This window comes from Rhizobium sp. 25PS6 (assembly GCF_032464655.1).
GTDB lineage: Bacteria > Pseudomonadota > Alphaproteobacteria > Rhizobiales > Rhizobiaceae > Rhizobium > Rhizobium laguerreae.
Genome location: NZ_JAWDIV010000004.1, coordinates 132,070 through 156,101 on the forward strand (window position 1 = coordinate 132,070; position 24,032 = coordinate 156,101).

30 protein-coding genes and 1 pseudogene are annotated in these 24,032 nt (G+C 61.2%); 12 read left to right on the forward strand and 19 right to left on the reverse strand.

What is annotated here, in order from left to right:
- Nucleotides 1–37: 37 nt before the first annotated feature.
- A complete protein-coding gene (locus RWK44_RS07265) occupies nt 38–763 on the reverse strand; it encodes a DUF2270 domain-containing protein (RefSeq protein ID WP_168336029.1) in 726 nt (241 codons plus the stop codon).
- Nucleotides 764–895: 132 nt separating this feature from the next.
- Between RWK44_RS07265 and RWK44_RS07270 the strand changes: the two genes are divergently transcribed.
- The 4 genes from RWK44_RS07270 (at nt 896) to RWK44_RS07285 (ending at nt 3,340) form a co-directional block, all read left to right on the forward strand.
- Nucleotides 896–1,714: a class I SAM-dependent DNA methyltransferase gene (locus RWK44_RS07270; protein ID WP_168287468.1), complete on the forward strand. Its 819-nt coding sequence runs from the start codon at nt 896–898 to the stop codon at nt 1,712–1,714.
- Nucleotides 1,715–1,842: 128 nt separating this feature from the next.
- Nucleotides 1,843–2,529: a glutathione S-transferase family protein gene (locus tag RWK44_RS07275; RefSeq protein WP_316028612.1), complete on the forward strand. Its 687-nt coding sequence runs from the start codon at nt 1,843–1,845 to the stop codon at nt 2,527–2,529.
- Nucleotides 2,526–2,867, forward strand: coding sequence for an ArsR/SmtB family transcription factor (locus tag RWK44_RS07280; protein WP_131642379.1), 342 nt, complete (start codon nt 2,526–2,528; stop codon nt 2,865–2,867). Before RWK44_RS07275 ends, RWK44_RS07280 begins: the two co-directional genes overlap by 4 nt.
- Nucleotides 2,864–3,340: an SRPBCC family protein gene (locus RWK44_RS07285; protein ID WP_131642378.1), complete on the forward strand. Its 477-nt coding sequence runs from the start codon at nt 2,864–2,866 to the stop codon at nt 3,338–3,340. The genes RWK44_RS07280 and RWK44_RS07285 overlap by 4 nt, the downstream gene beginning before the upstream one ends.
- A gap of 78 nt (nt 3,341–3,418) precedes the next feature.
- Here RWK44_RS07285 and RWK44_RS07290 read toward each other — a convergent pair whose 3' ends face one another.
- From RWK44_RS07290 to RWK44_RS07335, 10 genes are all read right to left on the reverse strand, one after another.
- Nucleotides 3,419–3,886, reverse strand: coding sequence for a DUF1801 domain-containing protein (locus tag RWK44_RS07290; RefSeq protein ID WP_077978379.1), 468 nt, complete (start codon nt 3,884–3,886; stop codon nt 3,419–3,421).
- Between the two features lie 100 nt (nt 3,887–3,986).
- On the reverse strand, nt 3,987–4,457 hold the full coding sequence (locus RWK44_RS07295) for a DUF1801 domain-containing protein (RefSeq protein ID WP_077978380.1): 471 nt from the start codon (nt 4,455–4,457) through the stop codon (nt 3,987–3,989).
- Nucleotides 4,458–4,468: 11 nt separating this feature from the next.
- Entirely contained in the window at nt 4,469–4,690 is a 222-nt protein-coding gene (locus RWK44_RS07300; RefSeq protein WP_003560044.1) for a hypothetical protein, read from the reverse strand.
- Nucleotides 4,691–4,747: 57 nt separating this feature from the next.
- Nucleotides 4,748–5,158 carry an SRPBCC family protein gene (locus RWK44_RS07305; protein WP_316028613.1) on the reverse strand — a complete coding sequence of 137 codons (411 nt, stop codon included), beginning with the start codon at nt 5,156–5,158 and terminating at the stop codon, nt 4,748–4,750.
- A complete protein-coding gene (locus RWK44_RS07310; RefSeq protein ID WP_003540367.1) occupies nt 5,155–5,478 on the reverse strand; it encodes an ArsR/SmtB family transcription factor in 324 nt (107 codons plus the stop codon). The genes RWK44_RS07305 and RWK44_RS07310 overlap by 4 nt, the downstream gene beginning before the upstream one ends.
- Before the next feature lie 232 nt (nt 5,479–5,710).
- Complete coding sequence (locus tag RWK44_RS07315) at nt 5,711–6,538, reverse strand: ABC transporter ATP-binding protein (RefSeq protein WP_077978381.1); 828 nt, start codon at nt 6,536–6,538, stop codon at nt 5,711–5,713.
- Nucleotides 6,539–6,548: 10 nt separating this feature from the next.
- Nucleotides 6,549–7,385 carry an ABC transporter permease subunit gene (locus RWK44_RS07320; protein ID WP_077978382.1) on the reverse strand — a complete coding sequence of 279 codons (837 nt, stop codon included), beginning with the start codon at nt 7,383–7,385 and terminating at the stop codon, nt 6,549–6,551.
- A 77-nt stretch (nt 7,386–7,462) separates the two neighbouring features.
- Nucleotides 7,463–8,653, reverse strand: a complete 1,191-nt coding sequence (gene ssuD, locus RWK44_RS07325) for an FMNH2-dependent alkanesulfonate monooxygenase (protein WP_168336018.1) — start codon at nt 8,651–8,653, stop codon at nt 7,463–7,465.
- Between the two features lie 358 nt (nt 8,654–9,011).
- Nucleotides 9,012–9,977 carry an aliphatic sulfonate ABC transporter substrate-binding protein gene (locus tag RWK44_RS07330; RefSeq protein ID WP_316028614.1) on the reverse strand — a complete coding sequence of 322 codons (966 nt, stop codon included), beginning with the start codon at nt 9,975–9,977 and terminating at the stop codon, nt 9,012–9,014.
- A 177-nt stretch (nt 9,978–10,154) separates the two neighbouring features.
- Nucleotides 10,155–10,523, reverse strand: coding sequence for a hypothetical protein (locus tag RWK44_RS07335; protein WP_221943755.1), 369 nt, complete (start codon nt 10,521–10,523; stop codon nt 10,155–10,157).
- A gap of 163 nt (nt 10,524–10,686) precedes the next feature.
- Between RWK44_RS07335 and RWK44_RS07340 the strand changes: the two genes are divergently transcribed.
- Entirely contained in the window at nt 10,687–11,556 is an 870-nt protein-coding gene (locus tag RWK44_RS07340) for an NAD(P)-dependent oxidoreductase (protein WP_221943757.1), read from the forward strand.
- Nucleotides 11,553–12,236 carry a DNA alkylation repair protein gene (locus tag RWK44_RS07345; RefSeq protein WP_221943759.1) on the forward strand — a complete coding sequence of 228 codons (684 nt, stop codon included), beginning with the start codon at nt 11,553–11,555 and terminating at the stop codon, nt 12,234–12,236. The genes RWK44_RS07340 and RWK44_RS07345 overlap by 4 nt, the downstream gene beginning before the upstream one ends.
- Nucleotides 12,237–12,247: 11 nt before the next feature.
- Here RWK44_RS07345 and RWK44_RS07350 read toward each other — a convergent pair.
- From RWK44_RS07350 to RWK44_RS07370, 5 genes and pseudogenes are all read right to left on the reverse strand, one after another.
- Nucleotides 12,248–12,469: pseudogene (locus RWK44_RS07350) on the reverse strand (LysR substrate-binding domain-containing protein); the annotation flags it as partial.
- Between the two features lie 292 nt (nt 12,470–12,761).
- Complete coding sequence (locus RWK44_RS07355) at nt 12,762–13,823, reverse strand: porin (RefSeq protein ID WP_221943761.1); 1,062 nt, start codon at nt 13,821–13,823, stop codon at nt 12,762–12,764.
- 719 nt (nt 13,824–14,542) lie between these two features.
- The gene (locus tag RWK44_RS07360) at nt 14,543–15,031 is read right to left on the reverse strand and encodes an Lrp/AsnC family transcriptional regulator (protein ID WP_003540387.1); all 489 of its coding nucleotides are present in this window, start codon (nt 15,029–15,031) and stop codon (nt 14,543–14,545) included.
- Between the two features lie 69 nt (nt 15,032–15,100).
- Nucleotides 15,101–15,733 carry a uracil-DNA glycosylase family protein gene (locus RWK44_RS07365; RefSeq protein WP_025394873.1) on the reverse strand — a complete coding sequence of 211 codons (633 nt, stop codon included), beginning with the start codon at nt 15,731–15,733 and terminating at the stop codon, nt 15,101–15,103.
- 4 nt (nt 15,734–15,737) lie between these two features.
- Nucleotides 15,738–16,295 (reverse strand): thermonuclease family protein, encoded by a 558-nt coding sequence (locus RWK44_RS07370; RefSeq protein ID WP_221943763.1) that lies wholly within the window; start codon nt 16,293–16,295, stop codon nt 15,738–15,740.
- A gap of 106 nt (nt 16,296–16,401) precedes the next feature.
- Here RWK44_RS07370 and RWK44_RS07375 point away from each other — a divergent pair, with 106 nt between their 5' ends.
- On the forward strand, nt 16,402–17,937 hold the full coding sequence (locus RWK44_RS07375; RefSeq protein ID WP_221944267.1) for a sensor histidine kinase: 1,536 nt from the start codon (nt 16,402–16,404) through the stop codon (nt 17,935–17,937).
- Nucleotides 17,938–18,042: 105 nt separating this feature from the next.
- Here the strand turns inward: RWK44_RS07375 and RWK44_RS07380 are convergent, their stop codons facing one another.
- A complete protein-coding gene (locus RWK44_RS07380) occupies nt 18,043–18,432 on the reverse strand; it encodes a diacylglycerol kinase (protein ID WP_077978392.1) in 390 nt (129 codons plus the stop codon).
- Nucleotides 18,433–18,571: 139 nt separating this feature from the next.
- Complete coding sequence (cobT, locus tag RWK44_RS07385; protein ID WP_131642371.1) at nt 18,572–19,588, reverse strand: nicotinate-nucleotide--dimethylbenzimidazole phosphoribosyltransferase; 1,017 nt, start codon at nt 19,586–19,588, stop codon at nt 18,572–18,574.
- Between the two features lie 156 nt (nt 19,589–19,744).
- Between cobT and RWK44_RS07390 the strand changes: the two genes are divergently transcribed.
- From RWK44_RS07390 to RWK44_RS07410, 5 genes are all read left to right on the forward strand, one after another.
- Nucleotides 19,745–20,527 (forward strand): adenosylcobinamide-GDP ribazoletransferase, encoded by a 783-nt coding sequence (locus RWK44_RS07390; RefSeq protein WP_131664950.1) that lies wholly within the window; start codon nt 19,745–19,747, stop codon nt 20,525–20,527.
- An 18-nt stretch (nt 20,528–20,545) separates the two neighbouring features.
- Nucleotides 20,546–20,764: a DUF1289 domain-containing protein gene (locus RWK44_RS07395; protein WP_131642369.1), complete on the forward strand. Its 219-nt coding sequence runs from the start codon at nt 20,546–20,548 to the stop codon at nt 20,762–20,764.
- Nucleotides 20,761–21,462, forward strand: a complete 702-nt coding sequence (locus tag RWK44_RS07400; RefSeq protein ID WP_131642368.1) for a TIGR02281 family clan AA aspartic protease — start codon at nt 20,761–20,763, stop codon at nt 21,460–21,462. Before RWK44_RS07395 ends, RWK44_RS07400 begins: the two co-directional genes overlap by 4 nt.
- 285 nt (nt 21,463–21,747) lie before the next feature.
- Entirely contained in the window at nt 21,748–22,185 is a 438-nt protein-coding gene (locus tag RWK44_RS07405) for an EamA family transporter (RefSeq protein ID WP_025394880.1), read from the forward strand.
- A 130-nt stretch (nt 22,186–22,315) separates the two neighbouring features.
- Nucleotides 22,316–23,239 (forward strand): LysR family transcriptional regulator, encoded by a 924-nt coding sequence (locus tag RWK44_RS07410; protein WP_131642367.1) that lies wholly within the window; start codon nt 22,316–22,318, stop codon nt 23,237–23,239.
- On the opposite strand, the gene RWK44_RS07415 is transcribed toward RWK44_RS07410, so the two are convergent.
- Nucleotides 23,202–23,939 (reverse strand): SDR family oxidoreductase, encoded by a 738-nt coding sequence (locus RWK44_RS07415; RefSeq protein WP_131642366.1) that lies wholly within the window; start codon nt 23,937–23,939, stop codon nt 23,202–23,204. The two genes, RWK44_RS07410 and RWK44_RS07415, sit on opposite strands and share 38 nt — an antisense overlap.
- Nucleotides 23,940–24,032 lie beyond the last annotated feature (93 nt).

The window sequence follows — 24,032 nt, forward strand, 5'->3', positions numbered from 1 at the left end:
AAAGTGTGAACGGTTCGGGCGATATGTTCTGACCGCGTCAGACATGCGCCTCGCCATGGCCGAATTCGCCTTCGTCGCGATCCCGGCGAAGCGCGAAACCGAGCATGCCGAGATAGAAGGCGACGACGATGGCAATGACCGCAAGGCCGGGAATCGGCCCGAGCACCGCATTGTCGATGACATAGTCCCATGACTGCGCCTGCAGCGCCGGCATGCCCTCCGTCTGCAGCTTCGGCGTCGAGATCTTCAGGCACCAGGCGAGCAACAGGATGAAATACATCCAGCCGTAATTGCGTTTGAGCCGGCGGTGCATCGCCTCTTGATAGCTGAGCAGGAAGCGCGGCTTGCGCAGGCTGCTGGCGACCACAACCGCCCATTCGCTGCCGGCATTGGCATCAGGCGCCAGGATTTGCGCGAAATAGCAGCGCTCGATCTGGCGAATGCGGGCGCGATAGATATCGAAGAAGCGGTAGCGCCGCGCCTCGATCATCAGAAGCAGTGTCACCAGCATCATCCCGAACAGCAGCACCCCGTGATGCGAATTCGGCGTCGACAGCGACACCGAAAGCAGTGCTGCGACCACGGTGATCGCCCAGTTGGACGTCCGGTCGATGCGGTCGCGCCAGCTCGTCATCCGCCCGAGTTCACCACGGTAATAATGGCTGAGCGTGTTGGTGACCTCGTTTGGTGTCGCAGGTAGCAGTAATGCCCGGCCGGCATCTCCTTCCCTCGCCGATGAGGTCCTCTCTGGCTCCGTTTTCATGGCCTCTCCTCCCTTGGTCTTGTTTTCGGCCATTCTGCGCCCGCAATCGCGCCATTGCAAAACATCGAAAGCCGTCTTAGACGCATGCCTGAAACAAAAGGACGGCCTGAAACAAAAGGACGATGGACTGCGATGGCAAAGAAGATCGACGAGGAAGCTCTTGGCGAGGCCTATAACCGGGCGCTCGCGCTGGAAAAGGCCGGCGATGTCGACGCCGCCGTTGCAGCCTATGAGGAAGTCCTGGCGATCGATCCCGACGATCACGGTGGTGCGGCCGTGCGCATTGCCGCGATGGGTCGCGGCGAAACGCCGGTCAAGGCGCCCGACGCCTATGTCGAGACCTTATTCGACCAGCATGCCGAGGTTTTCGAGGATGTGCTCGTCGAGCAGCTCGGATATCACGTGCCGATGCTGGTGCGCCAGCGCCTGCAGGCGCTGAAGCTCGGACCGTTCAAGCGGCTGCTCGATCTCGGCTGCGGCACGGGCCTCACCGGCGGCGCGCTGCGCGACCTCTGCGCTGATATGACCGGCATCGACATATCGGAGAAGATGGTCGAGATCGCCCATGAGAAGGATCTCTACGAGACGCTCTTTGTTGCCGAGGTCGAGGATTTCCTCGACGACAACGACGAGGAAGCCTTCGACATCATCGCCGCCACCGACGTGCTGCCCTATCTCGGCGCGCTCGAACCGCTGTTCTTCGGCACCGCCGAGAACCTGACGCCGGGAGGCCTGTTCATCTTCTCCTCAGAAACCCTGCCCGAGGAAATACTCGCCGGCCGCGCCTATATGGTCGGCCCACACCAGCGCTTCGCCCATGCCGACGCCTATGTCAGAGAACGCCTGACGGCCACCGGTTTCGAACTCGTCGAGATATCGGATATCAACGTGCGCATGGAAGACGGCCAGCCGACACCAGGCCATTTGGTGATCGCCCGGTATAATGGCTGACGCCAACACCTGATATATCGGCTGACGGAAGACTTGCCCGGTTGGCGAAGTATCTGTTGCAAAATGCGTCACGACCTGATAGTTAGTCGATCGGTAAAGTTTACCACAACGATAGGAAAGGTCGCCGCATGTCGCTCGTGCTCTATGGGCATCCGCTCGCCTCTTTCTGCCACAAAGTGCTGATCGCGCTTTACGAAAACGGCACTCCCTTCGAGAATCGCATCGTCGATCTTTCCGACGAGAGCTCGCGCGCCGATTTCTTTCGCTTCTGGCCGATCGGCAAGATGCCGCTGCTGCGGGACGAGGCGCGCGACAGCACCATTCCCGAGACATCGATCATCATCGAATATCTCGAGCAATACTATCCCGGCCCCGTTCGCCTGCTGCCGCCGGAGATCGATCGGGCGCTGCAGGTTCGCCTCTGGGACCGCTTTTTCGACAACTATGTCCAGGCACCGATGCAGACCATCGTCAGCAATCGTCGGCGCCCCGAGGGCACGGCAGATGAAATGGAGGTGGCAGCCGCCAAAGCAACACTCGCGACCGCCTATGCGATGATCGAAAAGCAGCTCGCCGACAAGCAATGGATATCAGGCGACGGCTTCACCATGGCCGATTGCGCCGCCGCCCCCGCCCTGTTCTATGCCGAGACTCTGGTTCCGTTTTCATCGGAACAGCCGAACCTTCGCGGCTACTACGATCGACTGCTGGCCCGCCCGTCCTTTGCAAGGGCACTGGAAGAGGCCCGCCCCTACTTCAAATTCTACCCCTACAAAGAGAGACTGCCGGCTCGCTTCCGGAATGCGGCGGAATGATGGACGGCCAGGCGGATCTCGACCGCATGTTCCATGCACTTTCCGATCGCAGCCGCCGCGGCATGATCGATCGTCTCGGCCGCGGCCCGGCCTCCGTCACCGAACTGGCCGCGCCGCTCGCGGTTGCCCTGCCGACGGTGATGAAACATCTGCAGGTGCTGGAGGAAAGCGGCCTCGTTTTCTCCGAAAAATCCGGCCGGGTGCGAACCTACCGCTTGCAGCAGGACGCGCTTGCCGCCGTCGAGCGCTGGGTGGAACAGCGGAAGATCCAATGGACGAGCACCTTTGACAGGCTGGACCACTTTCTCACCGACGAGACGGAGACCCTCCCCGAATGACGACACGATCCGCCGAACACGCCACTCTCGTCATCGAACGCCACCTCAAGGCGCCGATTTCCCGCGCCTTCCGCGCCTGGTCAACACCGGAATCCAAACGGCAATGGTTCGCGTGCCATGGCGAGTGGGTGCCGCTGGACTACGGGCTTGATTTCCGCCCCGGCGGCACGGAAAGGAACTACGTCGCCGATACTGACGGCCTCCTGCACGCCTATGACGCCCATTACATCGATATCGTGCCCGATGCCCGCATCATCTATGCCTATGAGATGAAGCTTGGGGAAAGCCGCATCTCCGCGTCGCTCACAACCGTTGCCTTCGAAGCCGCACCCGGCGGCACCAGGATGGTCTTCACCGAACAGGTGGTCTTCCTCGACGGCTACGCCGACAACGGCGCCCGCCTCCAGGGCACCGAGATCGGCCTCGACAATCTGCAACTCTTCCTCGAGCGCGAGGAAAGCCCGATCCACTGATCGCATGTCACGCAAAACCAAATCGCCTCGCATGAATCAAGTTTGACGCGACGCGTTTCAGGCGAAATAAGCCAAGCCTCAAGCGCTGCTTGGTTTCTTGCCCGAGCCGGCAGGACGAGCGGCGGTCCGCTTTGAGGTGTTGAGTGCGACAGCACCGCGAATGAGCGCCTTCAACGCCTCCTCGTCAATCTCGTCGCCCTCACGAAAATCGATGGCGCGCCTGGTATTGCCGTCAAGGCTGGAGTTGAAGAGGCCTGAAGGGTCCTCCAGCGAGGCGCCTTTGGCGAAGGTCAGTTTCACCACGCTTTTGTAGGTCTCGCCAGTGCAGATGATCCCGGCGTGCTCCCACACCGGAACGCCTCTCCACTTCCATTCCTCGACCACGTCGGGCTCGGCCTGTCTGATGAGAGTTCGGACGCGGGCGAGCATCTCGCCGCGCCAATCGCTCAACTCCTCGATTCTCGCATCGATTAAACGAGAAGGAGAGTCTCCCACCTTCTCTTCGCTGGAGTCGCTCTTCTTCAGGGTTGCCGTGACTTTCTTCATCGATATCTCCCCTCCATCCCTTAGGTGCTGATGGCCTAGAGCGCTGTGTGTCCTTTCGGACGCACAAAGGACGCTCTACTCTTTCAATCTTCGTCTCCGCTCACATTCGTTCGCCGGGCAATTGGCTGGCCTGCTCGACCCAGGCGGCGAACTGAGCCTCGTCGAGTTGGTCGTCTTCATGGATGTGGAAGTAACGCACTTCCTTTTGTTTGGACTCGCCGGGCGGGATGGGGCTGAGCGACGTGCCGCGGAAGAAAGCAACCTTGATATATTTCGCGAAGCAATGGACACCGAGGAACCAGCCCTGCCCTTCGATGCCGTAGAGGGGCGAGTTCCATTTCACGGCCTTATACACCCCGGGCACCGTGCGCGTGATGAGCGCATCGAGGCGATGCCCGACATCGCTTTTCCAGCCGGGCATGGCGGCGATGTAGGCTTGCACGGGAGCGTCGCCGTAACCCTTGGCGATCTGAGGATTGCCGCCCGAGAGAAGGACCGGCTCCGCGGTATCAGGCTTGGCGACTGTCTTCTTCGTGACCTTTGCCGCGGTCTTGGATGTCTTCCCGGACATTGCCTTCACTCCTACCCTCCGCTGCGTCCTGCGCCGCGCCACCTGGTGGCATATGGCAGCGCGAACAAGTAGAGACCGGTGAGCAGCAGCAAGGTCAGCGGCAGCAGCGCCATGAGGCCCACCCAGACGGACGATTTCTCTTGCACCATCGCGATGATATTAATTATGACGGCCAGCGTAAAGGCAATGGACAGCCAACGGTGGATCTGCCGAAGCCAGTTATTCCAGTTCAAGGGAACCTCCTGCGAAAACAAGCGAAGCGGATGGCGTGATCCGTTTTGGCAACGGTCTCACTCTATCCGCGTCAGCACCTGCTCCAGCTTTGCGAAGAACTGCTGCCAGCCGCGTTTGGCGCCCCCGTAAGCCTGCCGCTGATCCGGCCGGAAGCCCGACTGCTCCATGCGCAGCTGCGTGCCCGCGCCCGTGGGCGTGAGAGTCCAGGTGACGACACTTTCGAGATCATAGGCAGCCCAGGTGTAAGACAGGGTCTTGTTCGGCTCGACTTCCAGGACCTGGCAATCGACGGAGCCCCAATCCCCGCTCAGCTTGAAACGGTGATTCGCGACCGGCACGAAGTCGTTCTTCATCAGCCAGTCAGCGATCAGATGCGGCTGCGTGAGCGCGCGCCAGATCTTTTCCGGCGGAAAAGGGATCTCTCGTTCGACGATGACGGAACGGGTTTCGTTTGAAATTTCGGTCATTGGTCCATCCTTTTCAATAGATCTTCCAGCTGGTCGAACCGATTTTGCCAAAAGCCCGCCATCTCACTTGTCCAGTCGACCAGCGGTGCCAGCGCACCGAGCTGGGCACTATAGTGGGTCTGGCGACCTTCGTGACGATCACGCACCAATCCGGCCTGCTTCAGGATTCCGAGATGTTTCGAGACGACCGGTTGCGAGACCCCGGCCCGAGCCGTCAGAGCCCCGACCGTCTTCTCCCCTTCGCGGCACAGCCGTTCGAAAAGAGCCCTCCGGGTCGGGTCGGCGAGCGTTCTGAAGAGCACATCCTGGGTGTCCGACATCTACAATCCATACCCCGTTAGCTATGGATTAACGTATAGCCATGGAGATATGAGTAAGTCAAGCTGGACGTAAAACAACTCGAGAAAATATTGCTGCATCTAGTGCGCGTGGCAGAGGTGAGTAAATTTCACATACCCAAGCGGCTATACATTTTCGCCATTAGACATGCATGCTTGCGCGAACACGCCTCGCCTATGCCGAGGTCATGTAGCGTCGCGAATAGACTTGGGATCAATGGCCGCCGTCGGTGCCGAGAATCGCGGCAAGCAGCCGGCCTTCCAGCTCGGCGAGGCCAGGATGGCCGTGCCGGCGCGGACGCGGATACGGAATGGGAAGATCGAGTGCGATCCGCCCCTCATCGAGCACGATGACCCGATCGGCGAGATGAACCGCCTCGCTGACATCATGAGTGACGAGCACTGCGGTGAAGCCGAGTTCGCGCCAGACACGGTTGATGAGCTCCTGCATGCTGATCCGCGTTAGCGCATCGAGGGCACCGAGCGGTTCGTCGAGCGCCAGCACGCCTGGCCGGCTGACCAGCGCCCGCGCCAGCGCCACGCGCTGCCGTTGCCCGCCGGAAAGCCGCGCCGGCCATTCCCCGGTTTTTTCGCCAAGCTGGACTTCGGCAAGCACGGCATCGGCCGCCTTTACCGCCGCCCGGCTGTCGATGCCGTCGCCGAGCCCGACCACGACATTGTCTGCGACACTGAGCCAGGGCAGCAGCCGCGGCTCCTGAAAGACGATACGCGCGTTCGGGCTCGCCGGCGCGCCGTCGGCATCTTCGAAATGCAGCTCGCCGGCAGTCGGCTCGTCGAGGCCCATCAGGATGCGAAGCAGCGTGCTCTTGCCGCAGCCGCTCTTGCCGATCACGGCGACGAACTGGCCGGCCGGAATATGCAGGTTGATGCCGCGCAGCACGCGGTTGGCCCCAAAACTCTTTTCAAGCCCCGTCAGGCTGATCGCCGCGGGCGCACTACGGCCCACTGCCGGCGCGTTTTCGCGCGCATAAGCTGGCTCTTCGGCGACGGCGTGAAAACGCTCATGTGCGATCGATGTCATGGCGTCTCTCCTATTTCTGATAGACCGGGTTCCAGGCAAGCAGCCGCCTCTCCAGCACCCGGGCGATGACATCGGCAAGCTTGCCGAGCACGGCATAGATCACGAGGGCGAGAACGACGACGTCGGTCATCATGAATTCGCGGGCATTGTTGGCCATGTGGCCGATGCCTGACGATGCGGCGATCGATTCCGATACGATCAGCGTCAGCCACATGATGCCGAGCGCATATCTGAGGCCGACGAAGATCGACGGCAGCGCACCTGGAAAGATCACCTTGCGGAAAAGCGTCCAGTTGCCCATGCCATAGACCTTGCCCATCTCGATCAGATCGCGATCGACATTGCGCACCCCGTGATAGGTGTTGAGATAAACCGGGAAGAGCACGCCGAGCGAGGTCAGAAACAGCTTCGATTCCTCACCGATCCCGAACCACAGGATGACAAGAGGGATCATCGCCAGATGCGGGATGGTGCGCAGCATCTGCAGCGTCGTATCCGTCAGCTGTTCGGAGATGCGCGATACGCCATTGGCAATACCGAGCAGGAAGCCGATCGAGCCGCCGACGAGAAGACCGGCAAAGGCGCGGCCGGCGCTCACCAGCACGTCATTCGGCAACTGGCCGGAAACCATCGTCGACCAAAAGGCAAGGCCGACATCGGCCGGCGACGGCATGATCCGCGATGAGATCCAGCCGGCCGAGGAGGCAAGCTGCCAGAACGCCACGATCGCCACCGGCACCAGATAGGGCGTCAGCTTCTCCAGGCCGGGTAGCGGCAGGCGCAAACCCGCCTTCCCGGCCTTTTCGGAAACGACAGACCGTACGAACGGAGTATCGAAAGTCGACATGCATTATCCTCGCGCTTATCGAAAGCAGGATGCCGCAAGCCTTGAACGGCTTGCGACATGTCACGCTCTGTTCGAGATCAGGAGCCGGAGACGACTTTCAGATTGCCGCCATGGCTTCCGCCTGCGAAGACCTGCTTGCGGCCGAACTCGTTGTTGAAGCCCAGGCGCTGCTGCTCGCGGCTAATGCCGAGTTCGGGGAAAAGCAGCTCGGCGACGCGATAGGCCTCTTCGAGATGCGGATAGCCGGAGCCGATCACCGTATCGATGCCGATCTCCTGATACTCGCGAAGGCGCGCGGCCACCGTCTTCGGCGAGCCGACCAGCGCCGTGCCCGCACCGGCGCGCACCAGGCCAACGCCGGCCCAGAGGTTCGGCGAGACTTCGAGCTTGTCGCGCCGGCCACCGTGAAGGGCGGCCATGCGCTTCTGGCCGACCGAGTCGGACTCGTGGACAAAGCGCTCCTGCGCCTCGCGGATCGTCTCGTCGTCGAGATGGCGGATCAGCCGCTCGGCCGCCTCCCACGCCTCCTCGTCGGTTTCGCGCACGATGAAGTGCAGACGGATGCCGAAGCTCACCTCGCGGCCGCGCTCGCCGGCGGCCTTGCGCACCTTGGTGATCTTCTCGGCAACCTGTGCCGGCGGCTCGCCCCAGGTCAGGTATTTGTCGACGCGTCCGACGGAGAAGTCGATGCCGGCATCCGACGAGCCGCCGAAATAGAGCGGCGGACGCGGGTTCTGCACCGAGGGAAAGCCGAGGCGCGCGTTGGTTGCCTTGATGTATTTGCCGTCGAAGCTTGCCGTTCCCTTTTCCAGCAGTTCCTCGAACACGGTGAAGAACTCTTCGGCATGGGCGTAGCGCTCGTCATGCTCGAGATGGATGCCATCTCCGGCAAGCTCCGCCGGGCTACCGCCGACGACGATGTTGAGCAGCAGGCGGCCGTTGGAGATGCGGTCGAGCGTCGTAGCCAGACGCGCATAATAGGCAGGAGACGCCGTGCCCGGGCGGATCGCCACCAGGAACTGCAGCTTCTCGGTCTTGGCGGCAAGGGCAGCCGCTGTCACGAAGGATTCTTCGCAGGCAACCCCGGTCGGCAGCAGCACGCCGGAATAGCCGAGCCGGTCGACGGCCTGGGCGATCTGCGTGAGATAGCCGATCTCGGGCGCGCGGTTGAGATCGGCGGAGCCGAGATAGGTGCCGTCCCCCGATGTCGGGATGAACCAGAGGAAATTGATGGGCTCGGATTGGCCAGTATGGGAGATGGTGGTCATTGGAAGACGGTCCTTTAGCTGCGGAATTCGAAAATCAACTCGCTGGTCGAGATGGCTCTCTGTCTGCCTTGCATAGCGCCGCCGGACAGATGCTTGGGAGGATCGTAGTGGCGGCGGAGGCGGCAAGAAGGCCGGCTGTCTTTCTATGTGCGAGCATCTGAAATATCCCTGTCGATCGGATGGCAGCAGGTAGATACCTTTCGGTGTCTGCTCGATCATGAGGATAGTGACATAGACCACCAATTAGATCGACAATATCAATTTGCTATTCTAATCCGTTTTGGGGAATATTTTTCCGGTTCGGCGGCATGGGGCCCTCTCCATGCCGCCTCGCGGAAATCTTGGCCCGGCCGGAAAATCAGCTTGCCTTGGGACGCCAGACGATATCGCCGGTCGTAAGCTTCTTCGGCAGGATGCCGAGCCCGTGGAACTCGTCGGCGAGCGCCTGCTGATAGGCGGCGGCGGCATCGGTGATGGTCGAGACGCTGCCGAGATCGGCACCCTTTCGCGTCAATGTCACGCGCGTCACGTCAATCGGCACGCCGGTGATCTCGGAAAGCTCCTTCACCGTCTCGTCGATATTGCTCTGAGCCGACGTGCCGACCTTGGCAAGCTCATCGATCACATCGACGACCACCTGCCCGTTGGCATCGGTGAAATCGCGATTGGCGAGGAAGAAACTGTAGGAGTCGACGATGCCTTCGGCGGTCGTCAGGATACGCGTCTCCGGATCGGCTTCGGCAATCGCCAGATAGGGATCCCAGATCGACCAGGCGTCGATGCTGCCATTCTTAAAGGCGGCCGCGGCATCCGGCGGCGAAAGGTCGAGCTGCTCGACATCTTCGGGCTTCAACCCCGCCTGGCGCAGAATCTTGACGGTTACGTTATGCGCGCTGGAGCCGCGCTTGAAGGCAACCTTTTTGCCCTTGAGATCTTCAAGCGTCTTGATGGGCGAATCCTTGCGCACGAGGATGGCCGACGCTGCCGGGCTGCCCTTGTAGAGACCGACATAATAGAGCTGCCCGCCGGCCGCCTGGGCAAAGAGCGGCGGCACATCGCCGGTCGCACCGAAATCCAGAGCCCCGGCACCCAGCGCTTCGAGAAGCGGCGGACCGGAGGTGAATTCCAACCAGCTGACGGTAATGCCGCGATCGGCAAGCCGCTTCTCAAGTGCGCCACGCCGCTTGGCGAGCGCCAACACGCCGTTCTTCTGCCAGCCGATACGGAACTCGCTGGTGGCAGCCCATGCCGCTCTGACTGCCGGCAGGATTGCCGTGGCCGCAGCAGCTCCAAAAAGCCCGAGCGTTTGTCGACGTGAAATCATGACTATCCCCTTCTTGTACGGTGTCGGGCCTGCCTTCGGCTGGACGACCTGTCAGTTACGAGCTTCATGATGATGAAATCGATAATTTATATCGACAAATTTATTTGCAACATATGGCCTTTGCTGAAATTTTGCAGCCGGGAAATCGGCCTCAAGCGGATTTTTTTCGCGCGTCCCTCACTCCCGACCTTCGCCGGCCAGGCGCTCACGGATGAAGGTGGGCCCGCCGGCAAGACGCTTCGCAAGCAAGCTTGCGGGATCGACCATGCGCCAATAGGGCGTAACTGTCGAAACCGGCTCGCCCTTCTCCAGCGCGCCGAATGACAACTCGGCGATCGCACGCAAATGCCGCTGCACGGTCACCGGACAACAGGCGTCCGCCCCGTATTGAGCGGCGAGACGGCGACGGAGAGTGCCTACTTCGGTGATGACACCTTCCGGTGCCGATCGAATCTGCTCTGCGACCATCTGCTGCGATGGAATGAGCATCGCCTGCATTCCGCTGCGGCCTTTGCGCCGCGGCTCGATCGTCGGAATTTCCGTCATGTCACCTCCCGGAAACATTTTGCCTTCTCCCGATCTAGGGCTCGGCCGAACGGCGGCCAGCCTCATCTGCGTCAATCGGAACGAAGTCCGCCTTCACGGGCTTTTCTGCTCCCGCCGTTTCGGTTAATCCTCGGGCCTGCACTTGAGGAAAAGGATAGGACATATGGCAAAAGTCGCGTTCATCGGTCTCGGCGTCATGGGTTTCCCTATGGCGGGGCATTTGAAGACGAAAGGCGGCCACGATGTCACCGTCTATAACCGCACGCCGGCAAAAGCCGCCGCCTGGGCCGAGAAATTTTCAGGCCACGCCGCCCCCACCCCGGCCGAGGCCGCCGCCGGTGCCGATTTCGTCTTCGTCTGCGTCGGCAATGACGAAGATCTCCGCTCGGTGACATTGGACGAGAACGGCGCTTTACACGGCATGAAGCCCGGTTCGGTGCTGATCGACAACACCACCGCCAGCGCTGAGGTCGCCCGCGAACTTTATGCCGCGGCCAAGGAAAAAGGCGTCGACTTCATCGACGCTCCCGTCTCCGGCGGCCAGGCCGGCGCCGAAAACGGTATCCTGACCGTCATGTGCGGCGGCGACGAGGCCGTTTTCGAACGCGCCAGGCCTGTCATCGACGCCTATGCCCGCATGGTTGGCCTGATGGGGCCGGCAGGCTCGGGCCAGCTGACCAAGATGGTCAACCAGATCTGCATCGCCGGTCTCGTCCAGGGACTTGCCGAAGCGCTGCATTTCGGCAAGCGCGCCGGCCTCGATATTGAAAAAGTCGTCGAGGTGATTTCCAAGGGTGCGGCCGGTTCCTGGCAGATGGAAAACCGCCACAAAACCATGAACGCTGGCAAATACGACTTCGGCTTCGCGGTCGACTGGATGCGCAAGGATCTCGGCATCGTGCTCACTGAAGCCCGCCGCAACGGCGCCAAACTGCCGGTCACCGCCATCGTCGATCAGTTCTACGGCGACGTGCAGTCAATGGGCGGCAATCGCTGGGACACATCCTCGCTGCTCGCCCGCCTCGAGAAATGATCGGCCCCTCCTCCGATGCGGCAGAATTGATCGCGCATCTCGAAACGCTGCGTTCGGAGGAGAATGTCGCCAGCATGGCGCGCTTCGGCATCGCTACCGGCGGCGCCCTCGGCATCTCCAATCCCGATATCCGGGCGGTCGCCAGACTGGCGAAGAAGGATCACCTCAGGGCAATGCAGCTCTGGCGAAGCGATATCCGCGAAGCCCGCCTGCTCGCCCTCTACACAGCCGAACCGAAGCGGTTGACGACGGAAGAAGCCCGACATTGGGCCGATGATTTCAACTCCTGGGAGATCGTCGATTGCGCCGCCGATCTCTTCGTCGAGGCGGGGCTGGACGAGCTCATCTCAGACTTCGCCGCCGACGAGCGTGAATTTATCAGGCGCACAGCCTTCGCCATGATTGCCGGTGCTACGGTTCACTTGAAGAAGGAACCTGATGCGACTATTCTCGCATGGCTGCCGCTGATCGAGACTCATTCCGGCGACCCTCGAAACTTCGTGCGCAAAGCGGTTAATTGGGCGCTGCGCAACATCGGCAAACGCAATCTCGCCTGCCATGCGCCGGCGCTGGCACTCGCACAGTCCCTAGCGGAAAGCCCTGACAAAACCGCCCGCTGGATCGGCAAGGATGCGGTTAGGGAGCTAACCGGCGAAAAGCTGCGGGCACGGCTGAGATAAGCCCGAGGCCGTCAATGCTGCCTGGATTTTTCGACCAGAAAATCGATCAGCACCCGCACCGCCGGCGCCATGCCCTTGGCCGTCGTGAAGACGATATAGAACTGGCTCTCCTCCGACTGCCAGTCCGGCAGCACCCGCACCAGCTTGCCAGCCTGGAGATCGGCCTCACAGGCACTTTCGAGTAAAAGTCCAAAGCCGAGGCCAGCACGAGCCGCGTCGAGGATGGCGGTCAGAACGGATCGATAGCCGTCCGCACGGTCGATCCAACTCGTTGAAAAAATTAAAATCCGGGTGCTTCAAGAAACGAGGCTGGCAGGGATGCCGACATACGATACGCAACGCCGGTTCGGCTCACCTGAAGGGCCATCGTGATCGACTGCCTTGAAGACTGCAACACTAAAAACGCTGCAAGGACGGTCCGGCAGGGAAGACCGGACCCGTCCCCGTAGCTGATCGGAGGTCACTCGGATCAGAAACTGATTGTAGTGCTCCCGATCCGAAGACCGGGAGCATCCACCAAGTGGATTAGAACGAACGCTGCAGGCGGAAGTAGCCCGAAGTAGAGTCCTCACCATCATCCGGATCGAGGTACTGAACCGAAGCCTTGGCGTAGAAGTTGTCGACGATCTGGTAATCAACCGTCAGACCGACCTTCCATGCATCGCCGAGACCGTCGAAGTCTTCCGGAACTTCCGTGCCACCGCCGAAGTAGTTGCCGTAGTACTGAACGGCCGGGGTGATCTTGAGCTTGTCGGTTGCCTTGATAGCGTATTCGGCAGCAACAGCCCATTCAGCCGAAGAGTAGTACGAGTTCGGGCCGGAAGAGTATACGCCGGCGAGGCCGAGCGTGCCGGGACCGATTTCAACCGTACCCATCGCACGGATGGCGCCGTCTTCGTTGTCGAAGTCCCAGCCGCCAGTGACCTGGTAGCTGAATGCGCCGGCAGTGCCGCCAACGCCGAAGGCAACGCCGACATTGTTCGGACCATCGTCCGCAGTAAAGTCGCCGGTGACGGGGTCCACGGTACCCTGGTAAACGCCGTCTTCCAGTTCATCGACGCTGAGGCCAGCGTAGAAGGTGCCGCTTTCGTACTGATAGCGGAGGGAGTTGTGCAGGGTTACGACGGAGCCGATGTCGTCGGTTTCACCGGAGAGACCATCGTCCCACCAGCTGTAGAACAGACCGGCGCGGAAGCCCGCGACGTCGAGGTAAGCGGAGTCGAGGATGGCATCCTGATCGGTGGCATTGTCAGCATTGAACTGCATGACGATGACGCCGGTCAGCGGACCATACTCGGTGTCGCTCTTGGCCGTGAACTGAACCTGACCGCGAGTTACTGCATCCCAATCAGAATCGTTGTCACCACCTGGCTGGTCGCCAACGTTGACCTGGAAACGGATGTAGCCTTCGATCTTGAGGCAGGTTTCGGTGCCCGGGATGTAGAAGTAGCCGGTGCCGTAGGCGTCGCAGACGCGAACATATTCAACCGGTTCCGGCTCGGCAGCAACGATAGCGTCAGCTGCAAGAACCGGCGTCGATGCAGCAAATGCTGCTGCTGATGCAAGCAAAACCATTCTGATGTTCATTTACCAATCCATTCCTTTGTCGATCGGGGCTGGCTTCAGATCGGGTAGTCGATTTGAAGCCGGCCCAGTTTGAACAGCCATCTCGGCGTGCGGATCGATCGAACCGCCAAACCGTCATCACATACAAGGCCCTATCAAGCAATTCTCGATACACGCCAGATGGGTTCTCACGGGCTACTTTCCTCGACAACGTGATTTTTATACAACAATTTCAAATATTTATAGAAAAAACACGCCAAACGGCTTCGCGACGGAAATCCTCCATCGCAAGCCGCAAACGCTACACCCCATTTGTCAAATTCTCCACCGTCCGACCCCCGTCGAACATGCTGGTGAAGCGCATAAACTCTACCGCCGGCTAACAAGCACAAACAAGGTGGCGGCTTAGAACATAGTGTCCTGAATTCGATACCAATGAGACAAAATTATGACACATCGCCCATTGGTTACATCGACCATAACCCCGGAATCCTTACCAGGCTATTCATTTTTTCAGGAATTAGGGGCGATTTGAGCGTTTTTTCGCTATTTTTGAGGCTTTTTTTCAATCGGGGGACCACACATCACCAAACTCGGCCTTGCTAACTGGCATTCCCAGGTGCGGCCAGGATGTCACAAGTCGCCTCCAACGGGCATATCCGAGGTCGCAGACTCACGCCTGATATGAGGCCCGCTGAACCCTTGCAGTGTCGCGTGCGGTCACGGCCGCACGCTTGATCTCAATCCTCGTTGGACTTGGCATTGTCGAGAATCATGTAGTCGAGCGGCAGTTGCGTCGAATACTTGATCTGCTCCATCGCAAAGGCGGAGGAAACGTCGCGAATCTCGATCTTGGCGATCATCCGCTTATAAAAGGCGTCATAGGCGGCGATATCGGGCACGACGACTCGCAGGAGATAGTCGACATCGCCACTCATCCGGTAGAATTCGACCACTTCGGGGAATTCGGCGACCACTTCGGAAAAGCGGCGCAGCCATTCGATCGAATGGGTGGCAGTGCGAATCGACACGAAGACGGTGACCTTGGTGTTGACCTTCTCCGGATCGAGGATGGCGACTCGGCGCTTGATGACACCGTCTTCTTCCATCTTCTGGATGCGCCGCCAGCATGGCGTCGTCGAGAGACCCACTTTCTTGGCGAGATCGGCAACGGCAAGCGTCGAATCTTCTTGCAGAAGACGCAGTATTTTTCGGTCGAGGCGATCCATGCGCACAACAGTCCTTTCGAATTATTTTCTTTGTATAACTCGATTCCGCGCAACGAAAAGAATTTTGTTTCAGGAAAGCAGCATTTTCGTCCGTTCCTGCAGGATCGGGAGCAATTCTTTCTCGAACCAGGGATTGCGCTTCAGCCAGCCGCTATTGCGCCAGCTCGGATGCGGAAGCGGCAGCACCGCCGGCGATCGGTCGGACCGAAGACTGTCGCGCCACGCTCGCACCGTCTCGGTCATATTGTCCTGTCTTTCACCGGCCATATGCCAGGCCTGCGCATATTGGCCGATGACCAGCACCAGTTCGATCTGCGGCATGGCCGAGATCACTCTTTGCCGCCAGAACGGCGCGCATTCGCGCCGCGGCGGCAGATCCGCGCCCTTGTCATCATAGCCGGGAAAGCAGAAGCCCATCGGCACGATGGCGAATCGGCCGCGGTCATAGAAGCTTGCCCTGTCAACGCCGAGCCATGATCGCAGCCGGTCGCCCGATGCATCGTCGAATGGCAGGCCGCTCTCATGCACCCGAAGCCCGGGCGCCTGCCCTGCGATCAGGATGCGCGCGCTCGATGAGATCACCGCCACTGGCCGCGGCTCGTGCGGCAGCCGGTATTCGAGGCCTTTCGCCGGTGCGTCGCGACAGATGCGACAGCAGGCGATCTCCCGTCGCAGCGTCTCCAGCATGGCTTCGTCGCTCATGGCTTTACTCCCACCCGACGATCTGCCCGATGAAGCGCAGGGCGCCATCGAAGCCGGAACTCTGGCGCGCATGATCGCGCACATCGCGCGGCCGCTCGAAAGTCCCGGCCCAGAGACCGGCCTTCTCAGCCTTCGCCTCGGCCTCCTCCTTGCCATAATCGCCATAGGAGATGGCCATGCCCCGGCGCACCATGGCGGCATTGATGTCGCCGCCCGCCCCGCTCCGGCAGACGACGAGCAGCCTTTCGTAGCGGTCGTGCCGGCTGCCCTGACAAAGCGTTCCCGATGCCAGCACCATGTCCTGCAGCGCCTCGCGCGCCGCCCGCCCGCAGGCCCAGCCCTTCCCCGCCCGCTCGCAGCTCTGGTTGAGTTCCGGCGCATCGATGCCTTCGAGGCGCAAACGTTCGTCTCCCAATACCAGGCTGTCGCCGTCGGCAGCATGGAAGGCGCCCGCATGCTCGATTTTTGCTGCATCGTTGAGCTTGGCAGCGATCAGCGCCACGAGCGCCAGCAGGGCAAAAGCGGTGACGCCGTCGCGAATCAGGCGCAGGCCCCGTGTCACGCTTTTGCCTCCTTAAAAAACAAATCCTTGGCAAAGATGGCAAACATCTTCTTAAGAATTGCCGGTTAAGCTCTTATCCACCCTGGGATGAAGTTTCAACGTGCACATGAGTACCGGCGTAAGCACATCGACCGACAAGATCATCGTCGACAGGTCGCGCAGCCACCGCAACAAGGCCGTTTCCAAGGCCGTGCGGCAGACGCGCGAACGTCTTCAGTCCGGTCATGCGTCCAATTCCTCCTTCGATCGTGACGTGCTCGACATGTATGTGGCGTCGGTGCTGCAGGGCGCGACGATCATGCCGCTCTTCGTCGTCATCATCACCGCGCTTGGCGTCTATTTCACTGAAGATACGCAATTGCTCTTCTGGTCGCTGCTGACAGTCACCTGTCACGCCGGCAATATCCTGCTTGCAAGGCGGGCGCGCCGGCAGGAGATCACCGCCGAGAGCGCCCGCAAATGGCGCCGCCTGCTGCTCACCGGCCAGTTCCTGCTCGGCTGCTGCTGGGCCGTCTTCGCGCTGCAGGGCTGCGACACCTGCGAGCCATCGAGCTTCATTCTTTATAAGGGCGCCACGCTGCTGATCGCGCTCTCCATCACGGCGATGTCGAACTTCATGCTGACGCCCGCCGTGCTCGCCGCCTTCTCGCCGGCGGTCCTGGCGCTTGCCGCCAAGAGCGGCCTGTCGCGCGATCTCCTCGAAATCAGCCTGACGGGGCTTTTCATCACCACCCTCGTCTTCTTCAATTATATCAGCGACCGGCTCTTCAAGTCGAACCTCAGGATCCTTTCCTACCAATCGGAGAAGGACGACCTGATCGCCGAGCTGGAAGTGGCGAAGTCGATGTCGGATGAGGCTCGCCGCCGCGCCGAAGAGGCAAACCTCGCCAAGTCGCGCTTCCTTGCCTCCATGTCGCACGAGCTCAGAACCCCGCTCAACGCCATCCTCGGCTTTTCCGAAGTGATGTCTGCCGAAGTCATGGGGCCGCTCGCCAATCCGACCTACAAGGAATATGCGGGCGACATTCACCGTTCAGGCCAGCATCTGCTCGATCTCATTAATGAGATCCTCGACCTGTCGCGCATCGAGGCCGGCAAATACGAGTTGAGCGAGGAGGCGATTTCGCTTCTTGATATCACCGAAGATTGCATCGGCATGGTCCAGCTGCGCGCCCGCGCCAAGAACATTGCCATTTCGGACCAGTTCGAGCGGCAACTGCCGGCCATTTGGGCCGACGAGAAGTCGATGCGCCAGGTGGTGCTCAATCTTCTCTCCAATGCCGTCAAGTTCACGCCGCAGGGCGGCGAGATCCACGTCAAGGTCGGCTGGACGGCCGGCGGCGGACAGTACATCTCGATCAAGGACAACGGCCCTGGCATTCCGGAAGAAGAGATTCCCGTCGTCCTGTCGGCCTTCGGCCAAGGCTCGATCGCCATCAAGAGCGCCGAACAGGGCACCGGCCTCGGCCTGCCGATCGTCCAGGCGATCCTTGCCAAGCATGACGGACAGTTCCTGCTGAAATCGAAGCTGCGCGAGGGCACCGAAGTTATCGCCATCCTGCCCGCCAGGCGCGTGCTCCAGAGCCTGCCGGCCGTCGAGGAGGCCCAGGCCGTCGCGCGCAAGCGCAAAAGTTTTGCCTGATTCAGCGAAAGCATGATGCCGAAAAGTGTGAGCGGTTTTCGGGCAACATCATGCTTCAATTCTTAGACTTGGATCCGGATGACATTCGGCCGATCCAGCGTGAAATCATCCGGATCCAAAGAACAGATGCTTGCCGAGAACGAAGCCGAGATAGAGGCAGCAGGCGGCGATCATGCAGGTCACCGCGAAGGAGCCGAGATCCTTGGCGTGTTTGCCGACGATTGAAATCTCCGGCGAAATCCGGTCGATCACCTCTTCAACGGCGGTATTCATCGCCTCCATCGAAAAGAGCCCGAGAAACAGAAGCACCGCGACGACGATCTCGCCAGCACTAGCTCCCACCAGCGCCAGCGCCGCGATCGAAACGACGAAGAAGCCGAGTTCCTGGCGGAAGGCTGCCTCTTTCAGCACCCTCAGGAAGCCCGCCCAGGAATAGCTGGCGGCGGCGATGAAATGCCGAAGTCCGGTCTCTTTCGTCACCGCAGGCTTCGTCAAGATGCCCTCTCCTCTTTCCGTTGCATCACAGACCGGGAGAGGCTTTGCCGTCTCCTTTTTGATGAGCGAATACGCAAATACCGAATCCGCTTAGGCCGCGCAAGCGAACGCGTGCGGATCGACGGCGCCTACCGCGGCCTTAATGCTTATTCGACACGCCTGCCTGGGCGAAGGTCGCCATGCCGGAATGGCAGGCGGCGGCCGCCTTGACGATGCCGGCGGCTAGCGCCGCACCGGTGCCTTCGCCGAGCCGCATGCCGAGCGCCAGAAGCGGCGTCTTGCCGAGCATCTCGATCGAGCGCAGATGTCCGGGCTCGCCGGAGACATGGCCGATCAGGCAATGATCGAGTGCCGACGGATTGGCCGCTTTGAGGATCGCCGCCGCTGCGGTCGCGACATAACCGTCGATCAGCACCGGAATGCGCTCTATGCGCGCAGCAAGGATCGCGCCGGCCATCGCCGCGATCTCGCGGCCGCCAAGCCGGCGCATGATCTCGAGCGGATCGTCGAGATGGTCGCTATGCAGCGCCACCGCCTTTTCCACCGCCGCGATCTTGCGCTCCAGCATCTCGCCTTCCGAGCCGGTGCCCGGCCCCACCCAGTCACGCGCCGAACCGCCGTAGAGTGCATAGTTGATCGCCGCCGCAATCGTCGTATTGCCGATGCCCATCTCGCCGATGCAAAGCAGGTCGGTACCGCCGGCGATCGCCTCCATGCCGAAGGCCATGGTCGCGGCGCAATCGCGCTCGGAAAGCGCTGCCTCCTCGGTGATGTCGCCGGTGGGATAATCGAGGGCCAGATCGAAGACTTTCAGCCCGAGATCATAGGCGACACAGATCTGGTTGATTGCAGCACCGCCGGCTGCAAAATTCTCGACCATCTGTTGCGTCACCGTTGGCGGAAAGGGCGTGATGCCCTGCCTGGTGACGCCGTGATTGCCGGCAAAGATCGCCACCAGCGGCCGGTTGACGGCAGGTGTGCGGCCCGTCCAGGCAGCAAGCCAGAAGGCGATTTCCTCGAGCCGTCCGAGCGCGCCGGGCGGCTTGGTCAGCTGCGCGTCACGCTCGCGCGCCGCCACCAGCGCGCGGGCATCCGGCCCCGGCAGGTCACGGAGCAGGGTACGGAAATCGTCGAACGGCAGGCCTGAAACGCTCATCTGTGCGGTTTTCCTATGAATCCGGGTATTCTTGTTTTTTTCCCGCAAATCAGCTTCTTTGCGGGTGGCCACTCTCTTAAAGCGGGCGGACGAGGCGAACAACTCCAAAAGCGCCGCCGCGACCATAAGCCGAAACCTTCGGCAGAACGAAGCAGAATGAAGATCAAGGACTATGCGGTCGATACCGCCCGCGCCGTCGCCTTCCTCAGCCGCATTCCCATGCCGCAATCGCTGTTCAAAGGCTATGACGGCAGGCTCAGCCGGCTGGTGCGCGCCTTTCCCTTCGCCGGCATCGTCATCGGTTTCGTCCCCGCACTCGCCATCCTCCTCCTTTTGGGGCTGCGTGCGGACCCGCTGATGGCGGCCCTGATCGCGCTTTCCATCCAGGCCCTCGTCACCGGCGCGCTGCACGAGGACGGCCTGGCCGATACGGCCGACGGCATCGGCGGCGGCAAGAGCCGCGAACAGAGCCTCCTCATCATGAAAGACAGCCGGATCGGCACCTATGGCGCGATAGCGCTGATCCTCTCCTTCGCGATCCGCGCAGCCGCGCTTGCCGCCATCGCCCGCCATTCCTCGCCGCTCGCGGCAGCCCTCGCCATTCCCGCTGTCGCGGCCCTCAGCCGCGGTGCCATTGCCTGGCACTGGCAGCGGTTGGCGCCGGCAAAGGCCGACGGCGTGGCCGCCTCGACCGGCCAACCAGACGAGGCGGCGATGCAGTTTTCGCTCGCCTCAGCCTGCCTTGTCGCAGCGCTTCTGATCTGGCCCGCCTTCGGCTTGCGGCCGCTCATCGCAAGCCTGCTCGCCACCGGCATCGCAGGGCTCGCCTTCACCGCCTTCATCCGCCGCAAGCTTGCCGGTCACACCGGCGATACCTTGGGCGCAACGCAACAAATTTGCGAGATCGCCACCCTTTGCGCCCTTGCCACCGCTCTTTGAAATTCCGATATATCCTCCATGCAAACACCCTGCGTTCACGTCTGCTCCCTGGTTTCAGCCACCGGATTTTGTTCCGGCTGCGGCCGGACTCTTCAGGAAATCGGCAGCTGGACGAGCTATTCCGACATTGAGCGAAGGCGGATCATGGCGCTGCTGCCGGCAAGGCTTGCAGGTTCCGCCACGGTGCCGAACCATATGAAATCAAGCCTCGTCGCCGGGCCGGAGCGGCCTCTATGATTCGTTTGACCGTCTTCCTCGTCGTAATCGGCATCGGCCTTGCCGTGCTGATCCTCAACAGTGACAACAGCCGCATCCTTGGCCTGCAGAGCGATGACTTCGGCCGCGTCGTCTATCTGCTGCCGATCGCACTGATGCTGTCTGCCGGCATCTGGGCGAGCCGGCGCAGTGTCGGCGAAACGATGCGCCAGATGATGATCTGGCTGGTCATCATCCTGGCGCTCGTAACCGTCTATCTCTATCGCCAGGAAGCGCTCGGCGTCGGCAACAGGCTGCTCGCCGGCCTCGTTCCGGGCCGCGCAGTCGTCGTCACGACAAGCGAGGGCGGCCAGGAGATCATTCTGCACAAGCTGCTGAACGGCCATTTCGAAGCCGATGTCGCGGTCAATGGCCAGACGATCGAGATGCTCGTCGATACCGGCGCCAGCATGGTGGCGCTGTCGCGCGAAGATGCCGAACGGATCGGCATCGATCTCTCCCGCCTCACCTATTCCATGACTATCATGACAGCCAACGGCCGCGGCCGTGCAGCACCCGTCACCCTCGACCAGGTGGCGATCGGCCCGATCGTCCGCAACAATGTCGCAGCCAGCGTCGCCGAGGACGGCCGGCTCGACCAGAGCCTGCTCGGCATGAGCTTCCTGGAAACGCTGGGCTCGCTGCAGATGCAGACCGACGAACTCCGCATGCGCGATTAGCCTCGCAGCGCTCATGATCCGCTGCCGCTGCAGGCGCCTTTACGGCAACGGTCGGATCTGTCACTTTCAAGGGCAACAACAAGACTACAAAGAGCAAAAAGAAACTCCTGCCGCATAATTCCTTAAATCGGAATCGATTTAAGGAATTATGCAACAATTCAAAGTGCTACAGCGTCCTTTGCGCGTCTGAAAAGACGCGCGGCGCTGTAGTCTGGTGGCACCACAGTTCGGCCGGCCTTCGCCCGCAGCGAGGCCTTGACCCATGGGTGCGACAGGAGCTTCGCAATGAATTCACTCTGGCCGATCGTTATCGGCGGCGTTCTGCCCGCCCTGTTCTGGGGCATTACCGCCATCTTCCAGAAGCAGAGCGCCACGGCTGCCACCGGCTCGGCCGTCTACCTGATCGCCTTCGGCGCTACCTGCGCGCTCGCCGGCCTGATCGCCGCCTTGATCTGGCGCCCCGCCCCCTGGACCGCCGAAGGTCTCGGCTTTGCCGCTACATCAGGCGCCTGCTTTGCCGTCGGCACCGGCCTCATCAGCTTTGCGCTTTTCACTTATGGTGTCCCGGTCTCGAAACTCGCCCCAATCTGGAGCTGCAACGTGCTGGTGACACTGGCGATCGGCGCCGTCTTTCTCGGCGAAGCCTCCGAGCTCGACATCGTAAAGCTCGTCGCCGGCACCCTACTCATCATCTCCGGCGCCCTTCTCGTCAGCAGCGCCTGACGGAAAACTGGCGCAATATGCAGCAGCAGAAGACGAGCAGTTCGCCGCCACATGCTCCTGCGTTGCAGCTCCTTCAGCTTTGTTGATATCCTGCCGTCAAGGCGCTTCTGCGCCCATACCGGAGCCCGACATGAACCCAAGACAGTTGAAATCATTCCTCGCGGTGATCCGGCACGAAAGTCTCACGCGCGCCGCTGCCGAGGTCAATCTCGCTCAGTCAAGCCTCAGCGACCAGATACAGGCGCTGGAAGAGGAATTGGGCGCAGAGCTCTTCCTCCGCTCCCTGCAGGGCGTCATCCCGACACCCGCAGGTGCAGTCCTCAAGGCCTATGCCGAAGAGATATTGGCGCTGAACGACGAGGCGAAGGCTGCCGTCAGTGCTGCAGCCGGCAGCGCCGGACAGTCCATCACCTTGGGTACGCTCGAAACCATCGCCTCCGGGCGGCTGGCGCCCTGGCTGTCACTGTTTCGCAAGGACAACCCAGACGTCGGCCTCAAGCTCAAGGTCACCAGCAGCGGCGAATTGCTTGCGCAATTGCAGCAGAGCGCGATCGACATCGCCTTCACCTTCGATCGCGGACAGCAGGATGAGCGCTTCTTGACGCGCCGCATCTGCAGCGAACCGCTGGTGCTGATTGCCGGTCGCGATTTTCAAGCCCGGCCACCGGAGAGCCTCGCGGCGCTGAGCACCGCCCCCTTCGTCGCCACCGAAACCGGCTGCGTCTACCGTCACCTGTTCGACGCTGCCTTTGCCGAAGCACATATTGCAGCACCACCAATCGTGACTGAAGCCGACAGCATCGCGACAATCGTCCGGCTCGTTGCATCCGGCGCCGGCTTTAGCCTCGTCCCCCGCATTGCCGTCGGCCCGGCGGCAATGCGGGACAACATCGTCGAACTGCCATGGCCGGGCAAACCACCCGCAGCCTCGCTGGTGATGATGTGGCGGCGCAGGCGCGTGCAGCCGCCGGCGCTTACCCTCCTGCTGCAATCGGCAAGCGAAGAACTCTCGCCGCTCAGACCAGGCGATGCCCGCCTTCGACATGCAGGATAGTGCCTGTCGTGAATCCGTTGCCGATCAGGAAGCGGATCGCATCGGCAATATCATCGGGCCGTCCAACGCGTCCGGCCGGCAGGCGCTGCGCCATCGCATCAAGTGTCGCCTGTTTGGCGTCGCCGGCGACGAAGCTCCAGATCGGGGTATCCACCCATCCGGGCGACACTGCGTTGATCCGGATCGGCGCCAGCTCGACCGCCAGCGCCCTGACCAGGCCTTCGAGCGCCGCATTGACGGCTGCGACCACCGATCCACGCGCCGCCGGCCTGTAGGCCGCGACACCTGACGTATAGGTAATCGATCCTGAGGGCGGCAGATGGACGGCACCATATTTCGCCAGCAGCAGCGGCCCGTAGAACTTGCTTTCGACCACCCTTTGCGCCGCCGCAAGTTCGATCGACGGCAGCAGCTGATAGGCGCCTTCGATATCGGCCGCCGTGCTGACGATGTGATCGACCGGCCCGCTATTGCAAAACAGCGCCGCGACTTCTTCCTCGCGCGATATATCGACGGCAACCGTCGCCAATCCAGGATGCTCGCCGAGATCGCGACGGGCCGCCGTAAGCTTATCTTCGCTGCGTCCGGCGATCGTCACCGCCGCCCCTTCCCCGAGCAAACGCCTCGCCAGCGCCAGGCCCATTCCGGAACTGCCGCCAACAATAACGATCTTCGCGCCTTCGATCCTGATATCTGTCATCTGCCATCTCCTTCTCGGCTGATGCAGCAGATGCCTCGGATCAGAGTCGAAGAAAAACGGAAGAAACCGATGGTGTCATCGGGTTTTCCGATG